Source organism: Halorubrum sp. AJ67 (genome assembly GCF_000513435.1).
In genome coordinates, this window is the sequence record NZ_CBVY010000019.1 from 86815 (window position 1) to 89695 (window position 2881).

3 protein-coding genes and 1 pseudogene (1 of these 4 cut by a window edge) are annotated in these 2881 nt (G+C 70.4%); 2 read left to right on the top strand and 2 right to left on the bottom strand.

Translation table 11 applies throughout. The annotated features are described in order from the left end of the window. On the bottom strand, window positions 1-1439 hold a 1439-nt coding region (locus BN903_RS13145), incomplete at its 3' end, for a GAF domain-containing protein (protein ID WP_079890682.1). A gap of 2 nt (window positions 1440-1441) precedes the next feature. Further along, window positions 1442-2173, bottom strand: a complete 732-nt coding sequence (locus BN903_RS13150; RefSeq protein WP_048078163.1) for a DUF5806 family protein — start codon at window positions 2171-2173, stop codon at window positions 1442-1444. Between the two features lie 90 nt (window positions 2174-2263). Between BN903_RS13150 and BN903_RS13155 the strand changes: the two genes are divergently transcribed. Both BN903_RS13155 and BN903_RS18805 read left to right on the top strand, forming a co-directional pair. Then, a complete protein-coding gene (locus BN903_RS13155; RefSeq protein WP_048078164.1) occupies window positions 2264-2632 on the top strand; it encodes a universal stress protein in 369 nt (122 codons plus the stop codon). After that, a pseudogene (locus BN903_RS18805) lies at window positions 2629-2881 on the top strand (metallophosphoesterase family protein); it runs 305 nt beyond the window's last position. Before BN903_RS13155 ends, BN903_RS18805 begins: the two are co-directional and overlap by 4 nt.

Below are 2881 nucleotides of genomic sequence, written 5' to 3' on the forward strand. Positions count from 1 at the left end.
CGGTCGAGACCCCCCGGCTCGAACACCTCCTCGCGCTGTTCTACGGGGATCCCCGGCCCGTCGTCCTCGACGTAGAAGCCCTCGCCGTCGTCGAGCGACCCGACCGCGACGGCGACGTCGTCGCCGCCGTGGACGACGCTGTCGTCGGGCTCCGCCCGACTGCTCGTGGAACCGTGTTCCACGCTGTTCGCGAACAGGTTTTCGAGGGCCTGCCGCAGTCGGCTCCGGTCGGCCCGGACGGCGACGTCGCCCCGGACGACCAGCTCGGCCGACTCGGTGTCGACGCCGTCCCAGCACTCCTCGGCCAGCGCCGACAGGGAGAGGACCTCGGTGTCGTCGATCTCGGTCCCCTGTCGGGCGAGCGCCAGCATGTCCTCGACTAGCTCCTGCATCCGGTCGAGCGACCGGCCGATCACGTCCAGCTCCGTCACGTCCTCCTGTCCGGCTTCGAGGCGCTCGCGGAGCAGGTCGAGGTTCCCGGCGGCGACGTTGAGGGGGTTCCGGAGGTCGTGGCTCACGAGGCTCGCGAACTCCTCCAGCCGGTCCCGCTCGCGGGCGATCTCCGCCTCTCGCGTCCGGAGCTGTCGCTCGCGTTCGATCCGGACGAACACCATCGTCACCGTCGCGGCCCACAGGCGGGCGACCGCGAGGTCGGCCTCGCTGAACGCCTCCGGCTCGGTCGCCCCGACGTTTATTACCCCGTACCGCCCGAGCGGGAGCACGAGTTCGCTCCGGATCGGCGAGTCCGCGTTGTACTGGTCCGGGTCCGCCCGCGTGTCCGAGACGTACTCCGGCTGTCCGGACTCGAACACCGCCCACGAGATGCTCCGACCCTCGGCGGTGTACGTCGGGTGGTCGCCGACGACCTCGTCGGCCCGCGCCGTCCACGAGATGGGTTCGAGGAGGTCCCGGTCCGCGTCGTACAGCCAGATCGCCGCGATCGGGTGGCCGAGGACTTCCTCGACGTACTCGACGGCCGCCTCCGCGGCCACCTCCCTGTCGGTGGTCTTTAAGAGGTCCTGCGTCGCCTCGTGGAGGGCTTCTAGGGTCTGCGTCCGGCGGTGGAGGTCGGTCTCCGCCCTGCGCTCGGCGCTGTCGTCGACGACCGTGACCAGCAGGCGCGTCTCGCCGTCCCGGTCGAACGGGGCGAACCCGAGCGCCACGGGCAGCGCGCTCCCGTCCGCCCGGCGGGCACAGAGGTCGAGCCCGACCGACATCGACCGGTGTTCCGGGTCGGCGACGTACCGGCGTAGCTCGCCGCCCGCGTCCCCCCCGTCGGGGTCGAAGAACAGCTCTCCGACGGCCATCCCGACCACGTCGTCTCGCGCGTGCCCGAGCACCGACTCGACGCGCGCGTTCCCGCCCCGGACGACGCCGTCGGTGTCGACGGTCACGACCGGGTCGGGGAGCGCGTCGAACGCCGCCGGGAATCCGTCCATCGTCACTCCCCTGTCGGCTCGTGGACGTGGCCGCACTCGGGGCAGCGGACCTCCTCGCCACGGAGGTCGGCCGAGGAGGCGCGCACGTCGCGCATCACCTCGCTAATCCTATCTTCGGCCTCCAGTTCGTCCGCGACCGCGAGGTCGACACCCTCCACTTCCAGCAGGAACTTCGCCACCTCCGTCACCTCGTACATCATCTCGTCTAAGTCCTCGGCGGTGAAGAAGCCTGACATCGCGCCGTAGAGGAACGTCGCGCCCGCCTTCGTCACCTTCTCCTCGAAGGAGTATCGCGCCTGATTGACCGCCTGCGGCGTGTACGTGTCGGTCATAAAGGGGACGAGTTCCGGGAGGTTCTCGCCGATCTTCGTCATCTCGACGCCGGTTTCGGTGCGGAAGTCGGCGCAGAGCCGCGCGATCGCCCACTCGCGGGCCGTGATGTACGTCCGGTCGCGCAGGAACTCGTTGACGCGCTCGTAGCGCGCCCCGTCCATCTTCTTGAACCGCTCGTACTTGCGGACGTCGCGCGGGACGTCGTCGGACGCGTTCGTTGCGCCGGTCTCGTCGGTTCCGTCGGAAGCGTTCGTTGCGCCGGTCTCGTCGCTCTCGCCGCCGGGTACGTCCGCTTCGTCGCCGGGCGCGTCTGCCTTGTCACCGGTCTCGCCGCCGGGGACGTCCGCTCCGCCGCCGGTCTCGTCGGCCGAGTCGGCGGCCGGACCGGTGTCGTCGCTCATACCGTTGAAACCCCGCGGCCGGGCAAAAGCCTTGTCGGTGGCCGACCGCTCGGAGATCCACTTTTGTACCGTCGCGTGGAGGGACACCACATGAAGGTGCTCTGCGGGATCGGCGGCAGCGACGACTCGTTCCGCGCGCTCGACCGGACGGTGGAGCGCGCGGCGGTCGCGAACGACGACCTGACGATCGCCGTGGTCGACAACGAGGACTCCTCGGTGTCGCCCGACGAGGTCGCGGACCGGGCCACGACGGCCGTCGACGAGGCGGGGATCGACGCCGAGGTGCGGCGCGTCGAGGGCGACCCGGGGAGCCGGCTGGTCGAGATCGCGGAGACGGAGGGGTTCGAGGAGATCGTCCTCGGCGGCGGACACACGAGTCCGATGGGGAAGATCACGATCGGGTCGATCGCGGAGTTCGTCCTGTTGAACGCCAAGACCTCGGTCACGCTGGTCAGATGAGCGACCGAGGGTACCCGGACGCGGTGGCCGACGAGTTCCCGCCGCCGCCGACGACGTTCACCGACCGCGAGGACCGCGAGATCGAGGTCCGGCCGTACGAGGGGGACGACGAGGCCCGCGAGGCGCTCGTGGAGATGTACGACAGCTTCGACCCGGCCGACCGCGCGCAGGGGATCCCGCCGGGCGGCGAAGAGCGCATCCGTGAGTGGCTGGAGGCGATCCTCCCCGGCGACTGCTACAACGTGATCG